The organism is Pseudomonas sp. Pseusp16 (assembly GCF_047324915.1).
In the GTDB taxonomy this organism is placed as follows: Bacteria; Pseudomonadota; Gammaproteobacteria; order Pseudomonadales; family Pseudomonadaceae; genus Aquipseudomonas; species Aquipseudomonas fluorescens_CD.
The window spans coordinates 3,627,428-3,648,147 of sequence record NZ_CP168522.1; the positions used below are offsets into that span (position 1 = coordinate 3,627,428).

At 60.7% G+C, this 20,720-nt stretch carries 24 protein-coding genes, 1 tRNA gene and 1 pseudogene; 24 read left to right on the forward strand and 2 right to left on the reverse strand.

Annotated elements, in window-relative coordinates; translation table 11 throughout:
* Positions 1 to 147 precede the first annotated feature (147 nt).
* The 3 genes from ACEN8Q_RS16500 to ACEN8Q_RS16510 all read left to right on the forward strand — a co-directional run bounded on the left by ACEN8Q_RS16500 (position 148) and on the right by ACEN8Q_RS16510 (position 3,546).
* Positions 148 to 221 (forward strand) — tRNA-Gly (locus tag ACEN8Q_RS16500).
* Positions 222 to 574: 353 nt separating this feature from the next.
* Positions 575 to 1,396: a hypothetical protein gene (locus tag ACEN8Q_RS16505; protein WP_413703417.1), complete on the forward strand. Its 822-nt coding sequence runs from the start codon at positions 575 to 577 to the stop codon at positions 1,394 to 1,396.
* A 1,001-nt stretch (positions 1,397 to 2,397) separates the two neighbouring features.
* Positions 2,398 to 3,546: a hypothetical protein gene (locus ACEN8Q_RS16510; RefSeq protein WP_413703418.1), complete on the forward strand. Its 1,149-nt coding sequence runs from the start codon at positions 2,398 to 2,400 to the stop codon at positions 3,544 to 3,546.
* A 60-nt stretch (positions 3,547 to 3,606) separates the two neighbouring features.
* On the opposite strand, the gene ACEN8Q_RS16515 is transcribed toward ACEN8Q_RS16510, so the two are convergent.
* Both ACEN8Q_RS16515 and ACEN8Q_RS16520 read right to left on the reverse strand, forming a co-directional pair.
* Positions 3,607 to 4,656, reverse strand: a complete 1,050-nt coding sequence (locus ACEN8Q_RS16515; protein ID WP_413703419.1) for a phage portal protein — start codon at positions 4,654 to 4,656, stop codon at positions 3,607 to 3,609.
* Positions 4,656 to 6,410 (reverse strand): terminase ATPase subunit family protein, encoded by a 1,755-nt coding sequence (locus tag ACEN8Q_RS16520; protein ID WP_413703420.1) that lies wholly within the window; start codon positions 6,408 to 6,410, stop codon positions 4,656 to 4,658. Before ACEN8Q_RS16520 ends, ACEN8Q_RS16515 begins: the two co-directional genes overlap by 1 nt.
* A 151-nt stretch (positions 6,411 to 6,561) precedes the next feature.
* Between ACEN8Q_RS16520 and ACEN8Q_RS16525 the strand changes: the two genes are divergently transcribed.
* The 21 genes and pseudogenes from ACEN8Q_RS16525 (at position 6,562) to ACEN8Q_RS16625 (ending at position 20,714) form a co-directional block, all read left to right on the forward strand.
* Positions 6,562 to 7,416, forward strand: coding sequence for a GPO family capsid scaffolding protein (locus ACEN8Q_RS16525; RefSeq protein WP_413703421.1), 855 nt, complete (start codon positions 6,562 to 6,564; stop codon positions 7,414 to 7,416).
* A gap of 38 nt (positions 7,417 to 7,454) precedes the next feature.
* Positions 7,455 to 8,462: a phage major capsid protein, P2 family gene (locus ACEN8Q_RS16530; protein WP_413703422.1), complete on the forward strand. Its 1,008-nt coding sequence runs from the start codon at positions 7,455 to 7,457 to the stop codon at positions 8,460 to 8,462.
* Between the two features lie 3 nt (positions 8,463 to 8,465).
* On the forward strand, positions 8,466 to 9,167 hold the full coding sequence (locus ACEN8Q_RS16535; protein ID WP_413703423.1) for a terminase endonuclease subunit: 702 nt from the start codon (positions 8,466 to 8,468) through the stop codon (positions 9,165 to 9,167).
* Positions 9,168 to 9,271: 104 nt separating this feature from the next.
* Positions 9,272 to 9,736 (forward strand): head completion/stabilization protein, encoded by a 465-nt coding sequence (locus tag ACEN8Q_RS16540; protein WP_413703424.1) that lies wholly within the window; start codon positions 9,272 to 9,274, stop codon positions 9,734 to 9,736.
* Positions 9,736 to 9,945, forward strand: coding sequence for a tail protein X (locus ACEN8Q_RS16545; protein WP_413705504.1), 210 nt, complete (start codon positions 9,736 to 9,738; stop codon positions 9,943 to 9,945). Before ACEN8Q_RS16540 ends, ACEN8Q_RS16545 begins: the two co-directional genes overlap by 1 nt.
* Before the next feature lie 60 nt (positions 9,946 to 10,005).
* Positions 10,006 to 10,329, forward strand: coding sequence for a phage holin, lambda family (locus ACEN8Q_RS16550; RefSeq protein WP_413703425.1), 324 nt, complete (start codon positions 10,006 to 10,008; stop codon positions 10,327 to 10,329).
* Positions 10,326 to 11,165 (forward strand): N-acetylmuramidase domain-containing protein, encoded by an 840-nt coding sequence (locus ACEN8Q_RS16555; protein ID WP_413703426.1) that lies wholly within the window; start codon positions 10,326 to 10,328, stop codon positions 11,163 to 11,165. The genes ACEN8Q_RS16550 and ACEN8Q_RS16555 overlap by 4 nt, the downstream gene beginning before the upstream one ends.
* Positions 11,162 to 11,368, forward strand: a complete 207-nt coding sequence (locus tag ACEN8Q_RS16560; protein ID WP_150812468.1) for a hypothetical protein — start codon at positions 11,162 to 11,164, stop codon at positions 11,366 to 11,368. Before ACEN8Q_RS16555 ends, ACEN8Q_RS16560 begins: the two co-directional genes overlap by 4 nt.
* A complete protein-coding gene (lysB, locus tag ACEN8Q_RS16565; protein ID WP_413703427.1) occupies positions 11,365 to 11,808 on the forward strand; it encodes an Rz-like lysis system protein LysB in 444 nt (147 codons plus the stop codon). Before ACEN8Q_RS16560 ends, lysB begins: the two co-directional genes overlap by 4 nt.
* A pseudogene (gene lysC / locus ACEN8Q_RS16570) lies at positions 11,726 to 11,917 on the forward strand (Rz1-like lysis system protein LysC); the annotation flags it as partial. The gene lysB and the pseudogene lysC, both read left to right, overlap by 83 nt.
* Positions 11,901 to 12,437 (forward strand): phage tail protein, encoded by a 537-nt coding sequence (locus ACEN8Q_RS16575; RefSeq protein ID WP_413703428.1) that lies wholly within the window; start codon positions 11,901 to 11,903, stop codon positions 12,435 to 12,437. The pseudogene lysC and the gene ACEN8Q_RS16575, both read left to right, overlap by 17 nt.
* Complete coding sequence (locus tag ACEN8Q_RS16580; protein ID WP_413703429.1) at positions 12,430 to 12,885, forward strand: phage virion morphogenesis protein; 456 nt, start codon at positions 12,430 to 12,432, stop codon at positions 12,883 to 12,885. The genes ACEN8Q_RS16575 and ACEN8Q_RS16580 overlap by 8 nt, the downstream gene beginning before the upstream one ends.
* A gap of 61 nt (positions 12,886 to 12,946) precedes the next feature.
* The gene (locus ACEN8Q_RS16585) at positions 12,947 to 13,519 is read left to right on the forward strand and encodes a phage baseplate assembly protein V (protein ID WP_413703430.1); all 573 of its coding nucleotides are present in this window, start codon (positions 12,947 to 12,949) and stop codon (positions 13,517 to 13,519) included.
* The gene (locus ACEN8Q_RS16590; RefSeq protein WP_413703431.1) at positions 13,516 to 13,860 is read left to right on the forward strand and encodes a GPW/gp25 family protein; all 345 of its coding nucleotides are present in this window, start codon (positions 13,516 to 13,518) and stop codon (positions 13,858 to 13,860) included. The genes ACEN8Q_RS16585 and ACEN8Q_RS16590 overlap by 4 nt, the downstream gene beginning before the upstream one ends.
* The gene (locus ACEN8Q_RS16595; protein ID WP_413703432.1) at positions 13,857 to 14,768 is read left to right on the forward strand and encodes a baseplate assembly protein; all 912 of its coding nucleotides are present in this window, start codon (positions 13,857 to 13,859) and stop codon (positions 14,766 to 14,768) included. Before ACEN8Q_RS16590 ends, ACEN8Q_RS16595 begins: the two co-directional genes overlap by 4 nt.
* Complete coding sequence (locus ACEN8Q_RS16600; RefSeq protein WP_413703433.1) at positions 14,768 to 15,385, forward strand: phage tail protein I; 618 nt, start codon at positions 14,768 to 14,770, stop codon at positions 15,383 to 15,385. Before ACEN8Q_RS16595 ends, ACEN8Q_RS16600 begins: the two co-directional genes overlap by 1 nt.
* Positions 15,382 to 18,012, forward strand: a complete 2,631-nt coding sequence (locus ACEN8Q_RS16605; protein ID WP_413703434.1) for a phage tail protein — start codon at positions 15,382 to 15,384, stop codon at positions 18,010 to 18,012. Before ACEN8Q_RS16600 ends, ACEN8Q_RS16605 begins: the two co-directional genes overlap by 4 nt.
* 18 nt (positions 18,013 to 18,030) lie before the next feature.
* Positions 18,031 to 18,456, forward strand: coding sequence for a phage tail assembly chaperone (locus ACEN8Q_RS16610; protein ID WP_413703435.1), 426 nt, complete (start codon positions 18,031 to 18,033; stop codon positions 18,454 to 18,456).
* A 116-nt stretch (positions 18,457 to 18,572) separates the two neighbouring features.
* Complete coding sequence (locus tag ACEN8Q_RS16615) at positions 18,573 to 19,745, forward strand: phage tail sheath protein (RefSeq protein ID WP_413703436.1); 1,173 nt, start codon at positions 18,573 to 18,575, stop codon at positions 19,743 to 19,745.
* Between the two features lie 57 nt (positions 19,746 to 19,802).
* Positions 19,803 to 20,318, forward strand: coding sequence for a phage major tail tube protein (locus tag ACEN8Q_RS16620; protein WP_413703437.1), 516 nt, complete (start codon positions 19,803 to 19,805; stop codon positions 20,316 to 20,318).
* A 48-nt stretch (positions 20,319 to 20,366) separates the two neighbouring features.
* Positions 20,367 to 20,714 (forward strand): phage tail assembly protein, encoded by a 348-nt coding sequence (locus ACEN8Q_RS16625; RefSeq protein ID WP_413703438.1) that lies wholly within the window; start codon positions 20,367 to 20,369, stop codon positions 20,712 to 20,714.
* Positions 20,715 to 20,720: the final 6 nt, after the last annotated feature.

Here is a 20,720-nt window from a genome sequence, read left to right on the forward strand (position 1 = left end):
CGTTAAACGTATTGCACAGGCGCGAGGCTTGCCCGCGATCGACCGTCACGGGCTCCATGCATTGTTGATACATCCGGGTTAAACCCGCCCCACGTAAAGAAAAACTTCAAATCGCCGGCCGTATCTGGTACAAAGTCACCGCTCTGAGCGGGTGTCGTATAATGGCATTACTCCAGCTTCCCAAGCTGATAACGAGGGTTCGATTCCCTTCACCCGCTCCACTATTTTCAAGACCTCCAGCGGTGCATGAACGTGCCTGCAATCAGTTGGGGGCCGTTTTGGGGGCCGTTTTACCTGACGTGAAGCCCCCTTCACTATCGATGTAGAACAAGTCGAGATAAGCCTCAGGCATTTGGTCCGGTGCCCAGGCTTTCGTATGTTTGGATGTCCAGGCGAAGCCTACTGACTTGTAATCAGTAGGTCCCGGGGTCGATTCCTGGTGCCGGCACCATACAAAACAAGGGCTTGCAGCGATGCAGGCCCTTTGTTTTTTCTCAGGCGTAACAACAGACGTAACAAGGCCGCTATTTCAGCCTTGGCAGAGCACGGTGGCTTACTTCAAAGGAAAGTGTTTGTGGCCTGGAAGACTTGGGACTGGAAATTTATCGCCACGACTGTGATCGCTATCGCAGCTCTGGTCGTTCCTCAGATAGACCTGTCGTCACGTTCGCTCACCGTACGCCTGTTGGCAACGTCACCTCTGCAGCCCGCGCTGAACATTCAAAACCTTCAGATTTCGCTTAACGGTCAAAATGTCGAATCACCGTACATCTCGACAATTGAGCTCGTTAACACCGGATCGAAACCTATTCTCAGTTCAGATTTCGACGGTGCTTTACAACTCCAAATGTCAAATGGCGCCAAATTGGTAAGCGCCGAGATCACAAGCACGACTCCGAAGAACATCCCCGCTCAGGTCACAATTTCTGGAAATGGGATGGCTATATCTCCCTTTCTATCGAACCCCAAAGATTCCATAACCATCGCCACGATCTCCTCCGGGCCCCGTCCGGCGTTCGAGGTACGGGCTCGTATCGTGGGTATTAACGAAGTGGGACTTGAGGACACCACGATCCGAAACAGCAGCTATTGGAAATCCGTCGCTAGCCTGGTGAACTCGTACGGGCTCCTTTTTCTGTACTTCGTCTTCGGGCCAATTGCACTCCGTAACAAGCAATTGCTGGTCCCGCGCGGCTTCGCTTTCGGCATCGCCGCTGTGTGTGCTTGGGGAAGTCTCGGAACGATGAATCTAACCACGATGAAGGAGGTGTTTAAGGGCTTGCCCTACTCAGGAACCTGGGGCTTTGTGGCCGGGCTTGGGGCAACCCTGCTCATAGGATTTCTGGCGGTCAAATATATGCGTCGGTTGATAAAAGCGGGCCGTTTACAGGGGTGAGGTTCGCAGAGAACCCCGTGTGATAGGCCGAAAGTTTAGAGCCATTGCTATGTGAGCGCGTCATACGAAACGCCCCTTAATACAGTACGTAACACCCTCCCTGGTTTCCCTCGCTGCGTAGACGTGGTGATAGCTTCTGCGACAACTACTGAATTCTGGAGGTGTTCGCGCACCTGCGTGAGCGCACAAGCTTCTTATAAACCTGTGCCAGCACCCTCTCCTAGTGCTTTTCGGCTTTTCATGTTGAGCCATCGGAAAACGGTTAGGACGGTTAGTTTTTGACTGTCCGCCATGAAAGCCTTGTGCTGCGTGGCTTTGCGACAACTGCCGTAGGTTAGGTTTTGGTTAGCACTGGGTTATTTCCTAACCTTTATCGCTGTTAAAAAACCAATAAATAATTTCTTTATAAAACAGCCACTTACGATTTACTAACCTCAAACCTAACCATAACTAACCTCTCAAAGTTAGCCCTCAACCCCAGTAAACACGGGGCCTGCAGTAAACCTCCCACCCCATTTTTCAAAACTAACCCTTTTCCCGAGCCACCTCTCAAAATCGCCGCCTGGGTTCGCTTTGACCAGCCGTTGCATTTACCCCATTCGTGCAGGGATCCGCAGGCTTTTTCCACCCCACATTCGCGTACACAGCCCCCCGCCTAGGCAGGTTTGGGCTGGGTGCAGGCTTGCAGAAAAAACGACACATTTGGCCCGCAGGCGTGGCGGGGGGACGACTGCGCGCGCCAGGTCCAATCCGGCACCCGCTCGACTGGAGTCATGCCAACTGGCGCTGGATCACCTGCACCCGCTGCGCGATTAGGCCTTAACCAAGCGGGGGGCGAGCTGCAGCAGGCGCTGGCTATCGCGCCGTTCGTTATCTACCCTAGTTGCTGCGACCGATTCGACCTGCGTGAGGACTGTCTCATCTGTGCAGACATCGATATCGTGAGCCATACATAGGGAGCCGTAGCGGCAAGATCGATAAAGAAGATAAGGCGTAGGGACGTGGCTGACGAATATCCAGAGGTTCCGGTTTTTCCGAACGTTATCGAAATGGTCCGCGAGTTAGGGCTCGACATGAGGGATTGGGTCAATGCAGAGTCGGCCCCCTTCTTGAGACGACGTTTCTATGACCAAACCGAGCAAAGGGTTGTGTATTACCCTGAACACATCCTCGGATCGCTGTCATTCGCTTGCCCGAATGGGCATGCAGTCTCGCCGTCGTGGCTTGATAAGAGGCCACCGGCTCAGCCATTTCGCTCTCGCGAGGGTAAGCTCTGGCGACTAGGAACTGCAGGAATTATGTGTCCGGTGTGTGGCACTAACTTCGATATTGAGCTCCCCAATATCTCGCCATGGCTCGGCGAAGTACTTCTCTATGGTGATGAGGCTTTCCGAGACATCGACACGGGTCACGACAGGCCTCGCCATTGCGTCACCTATTCGCTCGTATCACGACCGGTTAATGAGGAGGATGATTGCCGGTTAAACGAACAATTCATCGGCTTAAAGAAAAAGCACTTCGGACGCGCCGATAAGATTCATTGCAAGGAGCTGTTCCACGCGAGAATCGGCGAAGGCCCAACGCCCGAGCAGGCCTCAGCCTTTATCGGCGAAGTGGCCGATTTGATAGCGAGTTTCAAAGACAAGATCGTGGTTCTGAACTCCACGTCTGTTACGTACAAGCCAACGCAATTCAAGAAGCGGGAGATTGAGGCTTGCAAGTCACAGGTTTTCGGGACGTTGATTTTGATGGCGATAGAGGGGCTGACCAAGCAGGGGCGGAGCCCTCGGTTCTTCTTCGAGCGTACTGATGCAGATGGGTGGGCCAAAAACCTGTTCACTGGTGGCAGGCTCACGTTGATGTGGCCGTTCATCACGCATGGCCTACCAATTCGCTCCCCCGAATTTGTCCTGCCTACACATTCGATGTACTTAGAGTTCGCAGACATTGTTAGCTTTGCCGTTGCGGACAACATCCGAAACAGAGCTATGGAACGCGAAGGCAAAGCCGCACCGCCAGGTCCTCGCCTCGATCTCGAGCGACTCGGTCTGGTTCAATATCAAGGCTACACCGAAAACGGTGACGCCATATCACGTACATGTGTGGGCTATCCTTGGGACACCTTTTTTGCTGGAACACCTTGGGCGTAGTGTAATCGGTTGACCTGACACGCCTGTCCGCTGAACGACCGCAGCGAGTAACTGGCGCCATTAGCTGACCGTTGAGCTCGGTAACTCATAAGGCTGAAAGCGCACTACCTCCTCCCCGAGCCAATCGTTGATTTGCCGTAGGCGCGCCTGCTCTGGCTCCAGTTCGTTGACGGCCCAGACCTGAGCCGCATCGCGGATCGAGCCGAAGCCCCCTGCGTTCTGCGGAACCACGCCCATCAGTTGAGGTGGAATCCGCAGCATGGCGAGCTGATCATCACGGCTGATATTCTTGATCGCGCCGAAGTCGTCCTTTGCTGCAACCTCGCTGATGGGGATCAATTGCAGGCCGTCCTTCTTGCCACCAGGTGCGTACATAAACAGGTTGCGGAAGTTGCCCGGGCCTTTGCTGTTCTTCATCGCCGCTCTCAAATCGCTGACGAAGTCCTCATTCTGGGCGGCATCGGTCATGTACATGATGAAGCCCGCATGGCTGCCGTTCTGGTAATACTTGCGGCGGAACAGCGTGGCGCTTTCATTGAGCAACGCGCTCTGCAGAGCCGGTAGCCACTCGGGCAGGCCGTAGATTTCCTGGTTGATGTCCGCCACCCGCAGGTGGCACACACTCCCAGGCTTGAACTCGTGCTCGTCCTTCCAGCCTTGCACCTGGTAATAGGTGTCCAGGTCGACGCCTCGGCGGATGTACTTCGCCAAGCAGGGTTTCAAGCCCATGGCCTGTCGGAGCATGTTGTCGCGCTTCTCCAGGTAGAGGTTTCCCGACCACCCCCAATCCATGACGATTTGCTCGAAAGCCTGCCGGCTCAGCAGTCGGTGCGGAATGAACGTGCGAGCCAATGCGTTGCGTTTGAAGATCAGGCCCGACTGCAGATAAACGCTTGCTTTCGAGGACTTCGCCAAGCCATCAAGCGAGACCGGTGGTTCGTACCAGCGGCCGTTGGACCAGCATTCTAGGTAGTCGAGTATCTCCCTGCCATCGAGCACCGGTACCGGATCGCCGAAGGTAAATGCCATCGACTGGCCGCCCCCGGTTTTGACCAGGCGTTCACCTTCGGTTGGTTGCGACGTGGTCGGCTGTTCCTGGTGGCTGCTCATCAGAAAATCTCCATGATGCCGGTGTTGGCCACGGTCTGGCCCTCCAGCGGCTCGTTGTGCAATGCATGAAAGAGTGCCCACGCCAGATCGGCGTGGCCGGTGTTGTCATTACGTCCGGCGGTGTAGGTGAACTGGCGCCCGCCTGCGGTGACCGTCTTGCGGATGGCCATCAGCGACTGCGCCAGGTCCGTCCAACCGGCATCAAACTCCAGTCGTCCCTTGCTGATCACGTCCCAAGCCTTCATCACCAGACGGGTCTTGACCTCGGGGCTGTAGGAGAACGTCCGCAACGCGGGGAAAAACTGGCGCACCAGCTGCGCCACGGCGCTGCCGAGGCCGGTGGTGTCGATACCGATGTAGGTGACCCAATAGCGGCGAGTGACTTGGCGAATCGTCTCCGCCTGCGCGGCGAAGTCCATCCCACGGAACTGGTGTCGCTCCAGAACGCGGAACTTGCCACCTGGTACCAATGGCGGCGCAACCACGATCAGGCCGGCGGTGTCGCCCGACTCTGCCGGGTCATACCCAACCCAGACCTGCCGGTCAGCGAAGGGCCTGGCAGCGAATGGCTGGTAGTCGGTCCAGATCGACCAGCTGTCCACCATGCACGGCTGCAGCATGTTCAGAGGGAAGATGCTCGCGCCGTCGTCGACAAACTGGCACATCAGCAGATTCTGAAACGCCGCCGCGTCATACTCGAGCCGCAATTCGTCGATATCGAACAGGTCGCAGCCCCTTTCCTCCGCGTCCAGGATGGTGACGATCTGACGCCAGATCCGGTCGTCGCAGAGCTTGCCCTGCTGCAGAGCATCGTGGCTGACATCCAGTTTCAATTGCTGGGCGGTCGGTTTGCCCTTGTTGAACCGCTCCCCGGTCCAGAAGGTGTACGCCTCATGCGCCATCGAACTTGGCGTCGAGAAGTACGTCCGGCGGTATTGCTTCTGCATCGCCATACCGGAGGCGACCTTGTTCAGTTCGTTGAACTTGAAGGTCCAGAAAAATTCATCGAAGTAGAAATTGCCGTGATAGCCCTGGGCCGTCCGGGCGTTGGTACCGAGGAAATGCAGCTCGGCGCCGTTCGGCAGAATGATCGGGTCACCGGTGAGATCCACATCCACCACCTCTCGGGCGAAGGCTTGGATGTAGGCCTTGAAAATGTGAGCCTGCGCCTTGCTGGCTGACAGGAAAATCTGGTTACGGCCGGTGGTCAGCGCATCGATCAACGCCTCCCGGGCGAAGTAGTAGGTCGCACCGATCTGACGGCTTTTCAGAATGGCTCGGGTGCGCTGATTGCCCGCGCGGTACCAGTCCTTCTGATAATCGAAGCAACCATCAAGAAATGCCTCGATTAACTTCTCGACCGCTTCCTCTGGGATGTCGTTGCGCTTGGGCTTACGCTTCTCCCCGGCGTTTCGCTTGGCCAGTTCAGGGTTGAGGTCTGTCTCGGTACCGCCGTCCTGGTAGCGCTGAATTCTGGATTGCCGCTCCAATTGCCGGTGGAGCAGGTCAATTTCCTTGTAGTCCGCGCCGGACTTGGGGTCCTTGAGGATCAGTTGCACCAGGCGGGCCTCAGTGGCCGCCTGGATACGCTCGAGCGGTGTAGCCCGGTCCCATTCGTCGCGAGCTTTCCAACTGTGAAGGGTCTTTTCCTTCTCGCCGATCAGCTCGGCAATCTCGCACACACGGTATCCCTGCCAATACAGGTGCTTGGCATGCCGGCGGTGATCAGTGGGTAGTTCGACGATAGCGTTCATGGCGCAGATGCTGCCGTTCGCGCGCGTGCGGCCCTAACACCGCGCCCTGTAAGCCGCCCCGCTACAAGTCCCCCACGTTGCCGCGCCATCGCGCGATGCCGACCATGCCCTCATCGCCAGGCACAACGCCACCGCAATGAGGACTCCCAGCATGGCCGGCAAGACCGACACCCCAGCCAAGAAATACCGTTCCAAATGGACCCGTATCGCCGTTGAAGGCGCCACCACTGACGGACGCAACATTGAGCGCAGCTGGATCGAGGACATGGCCAGCACCTACAGCCCCAACACCTACGGTGCGCGGATCAACTGCGAGCACATCAAGGGTTACTGGCCCGGTGGTGAGTTCGGCGCCTACGGTGACGTTCTGGCGCTCAAGGCCGAAGAGGTCGAGATTGCAGGCGTCAAGAAGCTGGCCCTGTTCGGCCAACTCGAACCCAACGCCGCGCTGCTCGCCCTGAACAAGGCAGGCCAGAAGGTTTACACCTCGATCGAGGTTCAACCGAAGTTCGCCGACAGCGGCAAGGCCTACCTGGTCGGCCTCGCCATCACCGACACCCCCGCGAGCCTGGGCACCGAAGCGCTGTCTTTCAGCGCCCAACACGGCACTTTGGCCAACCGCAAAAAGGACAAGGACAACCTGTTCACTGCGGCGGAGGAAACCGCCCTGGAATTCGAAGAGTTCGCCGACACCCCCGGCATGTTCGCCTCTCTGAAAGAGAAGGTTGGCGAGCTCCTCGGCATGAGCAAGGACAAAGAAGGCAAGGATGCCGCCAACTTCGCCGCCTTGGGCGAGTTGATCGAAAGCCTGGCCACCCATGGCAGCGAACAGGCTGAAGCCTTCGCTGCTGAACAGAAAGCCCGCCAGGAATTGGAAGCCAAGTTCGAGAAGCTCGACACCGCGTTCGCCGACCTGGTCAAGCGCCTCGGCGCCACCGAGGACCTCAGTCAGCAATCCCGTCCGCCCCTTTCCGGCGGTAATGGGCAAGCCCTCGCTGACTACTGATCCCCCTGTCGCAGCCCCTTACCAGTTCGGAGAGCACCATGCGTAAAGAAACTCGAATCGCCTTCAAAGGCTACCTGTCCCAGCAAGCCAAGATCAACGGCGTCGACTCGGTTGAAGTGAAATTCACCGTGGCCCCGACGCCTCAGCAAAAGCTGGAAACCGCGATTCAGGAGTCCAGTGGCTTCCTGAAAAGGATCAACATCATCCCCGTCGATGAAGCGGAAGGCGAAGCGATCCTGCTGGGCGTCAACGGCCCAACCGCCGGCCGCACCAACACCAGCGCGAACAATCCGCGTCAGCCGCGCGATGTCAGTGGCCTGAGCAAGGACACTTACAGCTGCAAGAAAACCGACTTCGACACCGCGTTCCCTTACGCCAAACTTGATGCCTGGGCCAAGTTCCCGGACTTCCAGCCGCGCCTGTCGGCATCGATCGCCGAACGCCAGGGGCTGGACCGGATCATGATCGGCTTCAACGGTACCAGCGTCGCGGTCGACACCAACCTGGCCACCAACCCGCTACTGCAGGACGTCAACATCGGCTGGCTGCAAAAAATCCGTGTTGCGGCACCGGAGCGCGTGCTCGATGAAGGCGCTACCCCGGACAAGGTCACTGTAGGTGCCACCGGCGATTACAAGACCCTGGACGGTCTGGTGTTCGATGCGGTCCAAATGCTCGACCCGTGGCACCGCAAGCGTCCGGATCTGGTGGTGATCGTGGACCGTGCCCTATTGCACGAGAAACAACTCAAGGCCGTGGAAAAGGGCGCCGCATCCAACCAGGAAGAAAACGCCGCCGACGAGATCGTCAATAAGGGCCGCCTGGGTGGCCTGCCGATCGAGGATGCACCGTTCTTCATCGAGGGCGGTGTTCTCATCACCACGCTGAGCAACCTGTCCATCTACTACCTGGCCAGCGCTCGCCGTCGTCACCTCAAGGACGAGCCGGAATACGACCGTGTCGCCGACTACCAGTCCTCGAACGAAGCCTATGTCATCGAAGACCTCGGCTTGGTCGCCCTGGTCGAAAACATCGAGAGGGTATAAGCCATGTCGCTGACCCTTGCCCAACGCAACCAGCTGCGCAAACGCGCAGCGCTGGAGGCCGCAGCAGTCGCTCCCGCCGCCATGATGGAAGGTGCCACCGGTTACGAGGTCACGCTGGCCAAACTGCAGCAGGACCAGTTCCGTCTGAAGCAGGTGCAGTCTCAAGAGGGCAAGGCGAAGCTCAAGATCGAGATGCTGCCCGATTACGTGCCCTACGTTGACGGCGTCCTTTCTGCTGGACAGGGCGCCCAGGACGACGTGATCACCACCCTCATGGTCTGGCGCTTCGATGCGGGCGACTTTGCTGGCGGATTGCAGGTTGCTGAGTATGTCCTGAAACACGGCCTGATGATGCCGGACCGTTTCAACCGCACCACCGGCTGCCTGGTGGCCGAAGAAGTGGCCACGGCCGCACTTAAAGCTCAAAAAGCCGGCGGTACTTTCTCGCTGGAGATCCTCACCAATACCGCTGTGCTGACCGAAGAGCAGGACATGCCGGACGAAGCCCGCGCCAAGCTGGTCCTTGCCCTCGGCCACGCCACCTTGGAAGGCATCGACGAAGTGAAACCTGGACAACCAGGTCAGCTACAAGCAGGCATCGATCTACTCAAACGAGCCATCGAGCTGCACAGCAGCTGCGGTGGCAAGAAAGACCTGGAGCGCGCTGAGCGCCTCCTCAAGAAACACACTGGCCCAGCCAGTTAACCGAGCGTCCCCACGCACCCGGCGGCTCGGGGCGGATCAGCGAGCTTTTCTCCTTGGCCCAGCTGTGAAGTCCCGACCACCGCCGACCTATTCGAGCGACCAGCATGAGCGGATTCATCGCCGGCGGCATTCCAACGACCGCCTTCCCGATCGGCAACAGCACCTTCTGGCCAGAGATTGACGGCCAGCATTTGCGCGCCGCCATGCGCATCACCGATGCCGTCACTGACGATCGCCTGGAGGTCGCGACTGTCAACGCCATGATCGAGGCAAACCGGGAGCTTGCGGGCTACCGGGCTGCCCAGCAAGCCCTGGGCTTTGCCACTTTGGCCGACGTACCTGCAGAACAGATCAAAGACGAAAGCCAGCTGGTGCACCTCTACCGCCGAGTCATTTATTGCAGCGCGCTGGCCGAGCTGGTGGAGCGCTACAGCAGTTTTGACGCCACCAATAGCGGCGAGAAGAAGGTCACCGAGGAAGAAAGCAGCGCCGACCAACTGCGTCGCGATTCGCGCAAGGCACTGCGCAGCCTCCTTGGCATCAGCCATACCACCGTGGAGCTGCTGTGATGCCCGCCGCAATCGCCAACCAAGGCGAAACCGTCGATGCCATCTGCTGGCGAATCTACGGTCGCACGGAAGGCGTCACCGAGGCCGTGCTGGATGCCAATCCGGGGCTGGCCGACCTCGGCACGATCCTGCCGCACGGCACCCTGGTGCAGTTGCCCGAGGTGGCCCCTCAAGCAGAACAACGACAGATGGTGAATCTATGGGACTGACTCAACGCGTCCCCTCTCTGGACATTCGCCAGCTTCCCACCCTCAACCCTGGACAGCGGAATGATGCGCATGCCTGACAAACCGGACACCTGGGCCTGGCTCGCTACCTGGCTCGAACAAAACTGGCCCGCCCTCTATGCCGGCGGCCTCGCCGCTGTCATTGCGGCGCTGCGGATTATGTACGGCGGCGGCACCCTGCGCCGTGTCGCGCTGGAGGCCCCGTTGTGCGGCGCCCTCGCGCTGGCGGGTAGCCACGGTCTGTCCCTGCTGGGGATTCCCGCATCGACCGGTCCGTTCTTCGGCGGCGTCATTGGGCTGCTCGGCGTTGAAGGCACCCGGGCGCTGGCCAATCAATTCTTCAAGCGCAAGGTGGACCAAGTATGACGACCCTTCGCCATGGCGATCGCAGCCAGGATGTTCGCCTGCTGCAGCAACGCCTCAATCTGGCCGGCGCCGCCCTGTTCGTGGACGGCTTGTATGGTGATGCCACCGAGAATGCGGTGCGCGCCTATCAATCCAAGGTGGGGCTGGTCGCGGACGGTATCGCCGGCCCCAAAACCCTCGCCACGCTGTCCGGTGCCGACTGTTCTGCCCTGCTGCGCCATACCACGCTGACGGCGGCGGCTGCGCGCCTGGGCGTCGAACTGGCGGCCATCCTCGCCGTGAACGAAGTGGAGAGCCTGGGCGCGGGTTTCCTCGACAACGGCAAACCGAAGATTCTCTACGAACGGCACATCATGTACCGCCGGCTCGCCCACCCCCGCACACCAGAAGACGACGTGGTTGCGCTGCAGGCCCACGCCGATGACTTGGCCACCACTCAACCCAACCTGGTTAACCCGCGTGCCGGGGGATATGCCGGCGGTACTGCCGAACACCAACGCCTGGCCCACGCCAGGCTCATCGATGACACCTGCGCGCTGGAATCGGCCAGTTGGGGCGCCTTCCAGATCATGGGCTATCACGCCGTACGCCTGGGCTATTCCAGCGTGCAGGACTTTGTCGCCCGCATGGCCAAGGACGAAAACGAACAGTTCGAAGCATTCGTGCGCTTCCTCGAGGCTGATCCGGCACTGCTGAAGGCGCTCAAAGCAAAGAAATGGGCTGTGTTTGCCAAGGGATACAACGGCCCTGATTTCCAACGCAATCTCTACGACATCAAGCTGGAACGCGCCTATCAACGGCACGCCACCGGCTGTCCCGTGCCGGAGGCCGCATGATCGATATCGACGCGGTGAAACGCTTGAACGTACAGGACGGCGATCTGCTGGTGGTGCCACCGGACAGCGATCAGCACGACATGGAACTGCTGATCAATGCGCTTTACGTCCTAATGCCAGGCCGCAAAGTCATCATCATTCGCGGCCCGGTGCAGCAGTTGGATGTCGGCGACATGAACAAGCTCGGCTGGTACCGCGCATGAGCACGCTGCGCCTGGCGCTGTATGGCCTCGCCTTGATCGGCGCCCTGGCGTTACTGACTTGGGGCCAGGAGCAGCGCATAGCGATCGCCGACAAGAACACCGAGCTGGCAGAGAAAGACCTCAAGGCGGCCCGTGACGACGCTGGTCGCAATCTGGATACCGCGAACAGTCTGCGCGACACGCTGCAACAGGAGCGCGAGGCGCAGGCCAGCCTGCGCGCCAAGCAGGATCAACTGCGCCAGGGCCTGGCCAACCGTGAACGAACGATCGAGGCATTGAAACGTGAAAACTCAGAACTTCGGATTTGGGCTGAGCAGCTTCTGCCTGATGCTGCTCGCCGGTTGCGCGAGCGCCCCGCCCTCACCGGCGCCGACGCTTATCGTCAGTGGTTGTCCGGCCGTGGTGCCGTGCCACCTGCCGGCGACGGGACCGGACAGTAACGGCGCACTGCTCACCGACCAGGACCGCGTTGAGGCCGCTTGGGCGGACTGTGCCGCCCAGGTCGATATGGTTTACCAACACCAGGTGCAACATGAACAAGCCCGATAGTCTCCGAACCCATCTGCTGGCTGCCATACCCGAACTCAAGCACAACCCCGACCGCCTGTTGATCTTCATCGACAACGGCAAGATCCGCTGCACCGGGGCTGCCGGCCTGTCCTTCGAATATGCCTACGACCTGCAGATCATCCTGACCGACTTCGCCGGTCATCCCGACAGCGTGATGCTGCCGCTGCTGGGCTGGCTGCGCGTGAACCAGTCGGAGCTGCTGGTCAACCTGGACAAGTCCGCCGAGGGCATCAAGTTCGAAGCCGATGTCATCGACCACAGCAAGGTCGACATGAGCCTGAGCCTGCCGTTGACCGAGCGCGTCATCGTGAAGAAACAGGACGATGGCACCTTCGCCGTCAAACATGCGGCCGAGCCGCAGTACACGCCCTACGAACAGATCGAAGGCCCGATCCAGGTGTTTGCCGACGGCGTTCTGCTCGCCGAATGGCAGGCGCCACAACCGACCGATGCCATGGCGTTGGCCAGCCCGCATCCGCAGCGCCCCGCCAATGAGTGACCTGCAAGCCCTGGAGGATTGGGCCGGCCTGCTGCTGCACCGGCTGGAGCCAGCCGCTCGCACCTCGTTGGCCCGGACCATCGCGCAGCAGCTGCGCCGCAGTCAGCAACAGCGGGTCACCGCCCAACGCAACCCGGACGGCAGCCAGTACGCCCCGCGAAAGCAGCGCGACCTGCGCGGCAAACAAGGCCGCATCCAGCGCAAGCTGAAGATGTTCCGCAAGCTGCGCACCGCGAGTTACCTGAAAGCCCGGGGCGACAGCAACCTGGTCAGCGTCGGTTTCACCGGACGGATAGCCCGCATCGCCCGGGTGCACCAGTACGGTCTGAAGGACCGCGCCGAACGGGGCGCCCCGGATGTGCGCTACGACCAGCGGGAGGTGCTGGGCTTCACCGATGTCGATCTCGAATTGATCCGCGACACCCTGCTGGCCCACCTGACCCTGTAACCACCCGCGCTACAAGTTCCCCCGGCTGCGCTCGCGTGCGCGTGGCGCCACCATCGGCGGCATGACCAATATCGCCGCCCTCTCCCGCCTGCTGGAAAACCTCATCCGCTTCGGCACCGTTGCCGAAGTTCAGATGCAGCCGCCGCGCGTGCGCGTGAAAACCGGCGAACTGCTCACTGGCTGGCTGCCATGGATCGCAGCACGGGCCGGGCTGGATCAGGACTGGGACCCGCCAACCGTAAACGAGCAGGTCATTCTGCTCAGCCCATCGGGACAGCTCGCCAATGGCGTGGCTCTCACCGGCGTTTTCAGCGACGAGCATGCCGCCAACGGTGATCGGCCTGGCCTGCAACGCCGTACCTTCCGCGACGGTGCCGTCATCGAATACGACAGCGTTGCCCATCACCTGCGTGCAGTCCTACCCGAGGCCGGTACCACGGAGCTGATCAGCCAGGGTGGCATTCACATCGTCGGCCCGATCACCCACGAGGGTGACTACACCCAGACCGGCAATCAGCACGTCACCGGAAAGGTCACCGTCTCGGAAGATGTCGTCGCGGCCGGCATCAGCCTGGTCAAACACCTGCACGGCGAGGTGATGTCCGGCGGCGGCAAAACGGGGAAACCGGAATGAACAGAGACACCGGCGGCGACATCAATGACCAGGACAGCATCATCCAGTCCATTGCCGACATTTTGACCACGCGTATTGGCACCCGCGTGATGCGCCGCGAATACGGCAGTTTGCTACCCGAGCTGGTCGACCAGCCCTTCAACGATGCCACGCGGCTGCGCGTGTATGCCGCCACTGCCATGGCCCTGTTGCGCTGGGAACCGCGGATCAGCCTCAGCCGTGTGCAGTTCAGTGGCGTCAGCCTGCAGGGCCAGGTCGTATTGGAACTGGAAGGCACCGAAGTCGACAGCAACCAGCAACACAATCTGAGTATTCCGCTGCAACTGGGGGCTAGCGTATGAACACCTTTGTCCCGATCGACCTCAGCCAGCTCCCGGCGCCGCAAATCGTTGAGCAGATCGATTTCGAAGTGATCCTGGCCGAGCGTAAGGCGTATGCCATCAGCCTCTGGCCCGTGGAGCAACAAGCGGAAATCGCTGCCCGCCTCGAGCTGGAATCGGAGCCGCTGACCAAGCTGCTCGAGGAAAATGCCTACCGCGAAACCATCTGGCGTCAGCGTGTCAACGAAGGCTCAGTGGCCAACATGCTCGCGCTCGCCCAGGGCGCCGATCTGGAGAACCTGGCCGCCAACTACAACGTCGAGCGCCTGTTGGTCCAGGCCGGCAATCCTTTGGCCGTGCCGCCGATCCCCGAAATTCTGGAGAGCTACGACAGCTTGCGCGAACGCGCGCAGATGGCATTCGAAGGCCTCAGCACCGCCGGGCCACGTAACAGCTACATCTTCCACGCTCGCGCCGCCGATGGACGGGTGGCCGATGCCACGGCAGAAAGCCCAAGCCCCGCCGTGGTGGTGGTCACCGTGCAATCCCTGTTGGGCAATGGCAGTGCGGATGCGGCCTTGCTCAACATCGTCAACACCTACTTGAGCGACGACGACCGCCGCCCGGTGGCGGATCGCCTGACGGTGCAGAGCGCGACCATCCTGCCGTACCAGGTGAATGCCCGCCTGTACCTGAAAACCAACGGTCCCGAGTCCGAGCCCATCCTGGCCACGGCCAACCAACGCCTGCAGGCCTATGTGAATCAACGCCGCCGACTGGCCATGGAAGTGTCCGAGTCAGCCATCCACGCCGCGTTGCACGTCGAAGGGGTGCGCAAGGTCGAGTTGGACGGCTGGCTCGATATCACCGCCACGCCCTACCAGGCGCCCTACTGCACTGGGATCACCCTTACGCAGGGGCTTGAGTAATGGGCGGCGTGTCGCTGTTGCCGCGCAATGCCAGCCAGTTGGAGCGCTTGGCGGCCGAGGCGCTCGCGCAGATCGAGCGCACGCCCATTCCGCTGCGCCTGCTGTGGAACCCCATGCTGTGTCCGGTGGAGTTTCTGCCGTATCTGGCCTGGGCCTTTTCCGTGGATCGCTGGGACAGCAAGTGGACAGAAGCCACCAAGCGTGCCGCCATTCGTGCGTCGTATTACATCCATTCGCACAAGGGCACCATCGGCGCGCTGCGCCGCGTCGTCGAGCCATTGGGTTATCTGATCGAGGTGATGGAGTGGTGGCAGACCGTCCCCGAAGGGGTGCCTGGGACCTTCGCCCTGAAGGTCGGGGTGCTGGAAACCGGTATCACCGATGAGATGTACCAGGAACTGACCTTCCTCATCGATGACGCCAAGCCCCGCAGCCGGCACCTGACAGGCCTGGCCATCAGCCTCGAATCCACCGGTCGCCTCTACATGGGCACCGCGATCTACGAGGGCGACGAAATCACCGTGTACCCGCCCACTCAGCGCGACATCGAAGTCACCGGCGTCATTGGCCGGGGCGGCCGCGACCACACCATCGACACTCTGGATGTATTCCCATGATCGACCAGACCTCTCAGTTTTTCGCCATCCTGACCAACATCGGCACCTCCAAGCAGGCCAATGCCGATGCCTTGGGCATCGCCTGGAAGATCACCCAGATGGGTGTCGGCGATGCCAATGGAACGGACCCTATTCCGTCAGCCACACAGACCGCACTGATCAATGAGCGTCGACGTGCCCCGCTGAATCAGCTCAAGGTCGATCCCGTTAACGCGGGGATCATCATCGCCGAGCAGGTCATTCCTGAGGATGTCGGCGGTTTTTGGATTCGTGAAATCGGCCTGTACGACGCGGACAACGATCTGGTGGCGGTGGCCAACTGCGCGCCGTCGTTTAAGCCCTTGCTCGCCCAGGGCTCCGGCCGCACGCAGGTCGTGCGCATTAACCTGATTGTCAGCAATTCCAGCAACGTCGAGCTCAAGATTGACCCGAGCGTGGTGCTGGCCACCCGGGCCTATGTCGACGCCAAGGTGCTGGAGGAAGTCTCCAAGCTCGACAGCAAGCAGTCGGTACGGGCGGCCACCACGGCCAACATCGCGCTGACCGGTTTGCAGACCCTTGACGGTATCGCGCTGGTCGCCGGTGATCGGGTGTTGGTGAAAAACCAGACGGCGGCCAAGGACAATGGCCTGTACGTCGCGGCCGCCGGTGCCTGGGCGCGTGCCTCCGATGCCGATGGCAGCCCCGAGGTCACGTCGGCGTTGCTGGTGTCGGTCGAGCAAGGCACCACACAGGCGGACACCAGTTGGCAGTTGGTCACCGATGGCGCGATTGTCCTGGGCAACACAGCCTTGACGTTCCAGAACATCACTCAGGGATTTGCGCCGCTGGCCAGCCCTTCCTTCAGTGGTACGCCGACTGTGCCGACAGCCGCGGCTGGCACGAACACCACGCAGGCCGCCAGTACTGCCTTTGTGCGGACGGCCGTGGCCGGTATTCTCAGCAAGTCGGTCGCGGGCGGCGTGACGGTCAACCTGACAGCTACTGAAGCGGGCAATGCAGTGCTGTCGCTATCCGGCGCATTAACCGCGAATATCGTGGTAACCGTTCCTGCGGTTTCTGGTTGGTGGATTGTCGAGAACAAGACGACCGGCGCCTACACCCTGACAATCAAGACCCCGGCCGGCACGGGCGTTGTGGTTGTCCAAGGCAAGAAAAAGATGGTCTGGTGTGACGGGGTTAACGTCCTGACGGCGGTTGATGACCTGGATTCGATCGCGCTAACTGGCACGCCAACTGTGCCGACGGCGGCGCCCGGCACCAACACCACTCAGGCCGCGAGCACGGCGTTTGTGCAGGCATCGGTCGCGGCCTTGATTGCGGCCGCGCCGGGGGCGCTGGATACGCTGAACGAACTGGCGACAGCGTTGGGCAACGATCCGAACTTTGCCACGACCATGACCAACCTGCTGGCGGCCAAGGCGCCGCTGGCCTCGCCAGCTTTGACCGGCACGCCAACTGCGCCGACGGCGGCAACGGGCACCAATACCACGCAGCTCGCGACCACTGGTTTCGTTCAGCAGGAGATTGCGGCGGATCTGGCCACGGTGGCGCCGCTAATGGATGGCGCGGCGGCTGTTGGCACTGGCACCAAGCTAGCGCGAGAGGATCACCGCCACCCGACGGACACCTCGCGGGCGCCCTTGGCGTCACCAGCGCTGACCGGCACACCGACGGCGCCGACAGCCGTGGCCGGTACCAATACCACGCAGCTCGCCAGCACTGCGTTTGTTCAGGCGGCCATCGCTGCGCTGGTGGCATCGTCCCCGGCTGCCCTGGATACACTGAACGAACTGGCGACGGCGCTGGGCAACGATCCGAACTTTGCCACGACCATGACCAACCTGCTGGCGACCAAGGCGCCGCTGGCCTCGCCAGCGCTGACCGGCAACCCAACTGCGCCGACACCGGCGCAGTTCGACGCCGACACCTCGATTGCCACGACGGCCTTCGTACAGGCAGCACTGGGCAACAGACGGATAGCTACTGCCATCACGGCCAGTCGTTCCCTCACGCTCGCAGATTTCGGCGGTGAGTTCGTGGTTTCGTCAGCTTCACCCGTAACGCTGACCTTACCAAGCGCCGCCACTGTGGCAAACGGCGCAAGTCTCCGTCTCGTAAACCTCGGGTCGGGAATCTGCACACTCGCGCGAACCGGGGCAGACACCTTTATTGGTTCCTTCAACTCAGGCGGCACCGCGACGAGTTTTCCGCTTTTGTTCAACGATGACGTAACGGTCACAGCGTATGGCGGTATGTGGTTGGTGGTGGGGGTTGGCGCGATGTCCTCTAACACTGCCGGAACTAGTGGCTTTCGCTACACCGGTGGAGGGTTGTACGAGCAATGGGGGATTGTGCTCGGCACCGCGAACCCGGCCAACGGACGTTGGGACTTCGATGTGGTGTTCCCCGCAGCCTTCCCTAACGCATGCCTGGCGGTTGTAGGTTGCGCAGGCATCAGCGCCACTGACCTGGATGCCAGTGATGGGGCGGGTGGCATCTACCGGTCGAACAAGACCGACTGGCAGGTCGGTTACCCGCTTACGAACAAGTTTGAGGCATCGGTCTGGTACACCGATCTTCCGAACAACGCCCGTTATTTTTCGTGGCGCGCCATCGGTAAATAACTTCGCAGAGGAAAGTCCATGACCATTTATTACTCAAGTACCCCCCGTGGCTTTTACTTCGACCACATGCACGGTGACAACATCCCTGAAGGGGCTAAGGAGATCACGTCGGAACTGCATCAGACGCTGATCGACGGGCAGTCGCAGGGGAAAATCATTCGGGAGGATGCCGACGGTTACCCGGTGCTGATTGAACCGCCACCGCTGACTCCGGAGGAAGTCGCCGCGATCGAGCGCAACTGGCGTAACGCCAAACTGGCCGCCACGGACGGAGATGTAACCCGGCACCGTGACGAGCTGGAGGAAGGTAGTGCGACCACGCTCAGCGCCGAGCAATACACCGCCTTGCAGGCCTACCGCCGGCAATTGCGCGACTGGCCGCAAGGCGAAGAGTTTCCCCTGGCAGATCACCGCCCAGTAGCACCTACTTGGTTTACTGAGTGACTGAAGAATCAACTCAAAACCTGTAGCACCAGTCGCTACAACTCCCAGCGCTCGCTCACCCGGCGCGCGCGCGGCAGCCTGTGCAGTGTCTTTCCATCACTGCGCAGGCAAACACCATGGCCGACGAATACCATCACGGCGTGCGAGTCCTCGAAATCAACGAGGGCACGCGCCCCATTCGCACCGTTTCCACCGCTGTCATCGGCCTGGTCTGTACTGCCGAAGACGCCGATATCACGATGTTCCCCCTGGACACCCCTGTCCTGATCACCAACGTGCAAGCCGCCATCGGTAAGGCCGGCACCCAAGGCACGCTGGCGGCCAGCCTGCAGGCGATTGCCGACCAGACCAAACCTGTCATTGTTGTGGTTCGTGTCGCCAAAGGCGCCGACGACGCCGCGACGACCAGCAACCTGATCGGCACCACCACCCCTGCCGGCAAGTACACGGGTATGAAAGCCCTGCTCGCGGCCAAATCGCGCTTGCAGGTCACCCCACGCATTCTCGGTGTGCCAGGTCTCGACACCTTGCCCGTGGCCACCGCGCTGGCGGCGATCGCCCAGCAGCTGCGCGCCTTCACTTATGTCAGTGCCTGGGACTGCCAGACCAAGGAAGAAGCGACCGCCTACCGCGAGAACTTCGGCGCCCGTGAAGTCATGGTCATCTGGCCCGACTTCCAGAACTGGAACACCGTTACCAACACCACCGTCACTGCTCCGGCCGTGGCGCGTGCGCTGGGATTGCGCGCCAAGATCGATCAGGAAGTGGGCTGGCACAAGACCCTGTCCAACGTCGCCGTCAATGGCGTCACCGGCATCAGCGCTGACGTGTTCTGGGATCTGCAGAACCCGGCCACCGATGCCAACTACCTCAACGGCAACGAGGTCACCACCCTGATTAACGAGGGCGGTTATCGCTTCTGGGGCAGTCGCACCTGCAGCGACGATCCGTTGTTTGCCTTCGAGAACTACACCCGCACCGCCCAGGTGCTGGCCGATACCATGGCCAACGCGCAAATGTGGGCCATGGACAAACCCATGCACCCCTCGTTGGTGCGCGACATGCTCGAAAGCATCAACGACAAGTTCCGAGAAATGATTGCCGGCGGCTACCTGATCGGCGGCAGCGCCTGGTTCCCCGACGACATCAACAACGAAACCACGCTCAAGGCCGGCAAGTTGTACATCGACTACGACTACACCCCGGTACCGCCGCTGGAAGACCTCACCCTGCGTCAGCGCATCACTGACCGCTACCTGGTCGACTTTGCCAGCCGCCTCAACAGCTAACCCGGACCTCCCCTCACGGGGAGGTAACCCTGCGCCAGCCGACCGGAGAACACCGCCATGGCCATGCCCCGCAAACTCAAGAACATGAACCTTTTCAACGACGGCAACAGCTACCTGGCCGTCGCCAAGTCCGTCACCTTGCCCGCCCTCGGTCGCAAGATGGAGTCCTATCGCGGCGGCGGCATGAATGGCCCGGTCAAGGCTGACCTGGGCTTTTCCGATGACGGCATCAAGCTGGAATGGAAAACCGGTGGCCTCGACCTGATCTCGTTGCGCCAGTTCGGCACGATCAAGGCGTCCGGCGTGCTGCTGCGTTTTACCGGCACGTTCCAGCAGGACGACACCGAAGAAATGAGCGCCGTCGAGATCGTGGTCCGTGGCCGTCACGAAACCATCGAAATGGGCGATGCCAAGCCGGGTGACGACACCGAGCACGGCATGACCACCACCTGCAGCTACTACAAACTGATCGTCGACGGCGAAACCATCATCGAAATCGACCTGCTCAATTTCGTTGAGATGGTCGACGGCGTCGACATGCTCGAAGCCCAGCGCAAAGCCCTGGGCATCTAATTCGAAAGGCCCTCGATCGATGGCCCACCTCACCTCCTGGAGAAAAACATGTCCACACCTGAAACCGCTGAATCCGTTGGTACCGCGCCTGAAGAGCGCAAGCATGACGAAAACACCGTTGAGCTCGACACCCCCATCCAGCGCGGCAAGCAACTCATCAGCACCGTCACCCTGCGCAAACCTTGCGCGGGTGAGCTGCGTGGCATTCACCTGGCCGAGCTGCTGAACCTCGACGTGGCCAGCCTGATCAAGGTCATCCCGCGCATCAGCTCCCCCGGCATCACCGCCCCCGAAGCTGCCGGCATGGACCCCGCCGACCTGCTGGCCATCGGCGGCAAGGTCGTCGGTTTTTTGCTGCAGAAGCAGGCGAAGACGGATGCATCCCTCGTTGCGTAGAGGACG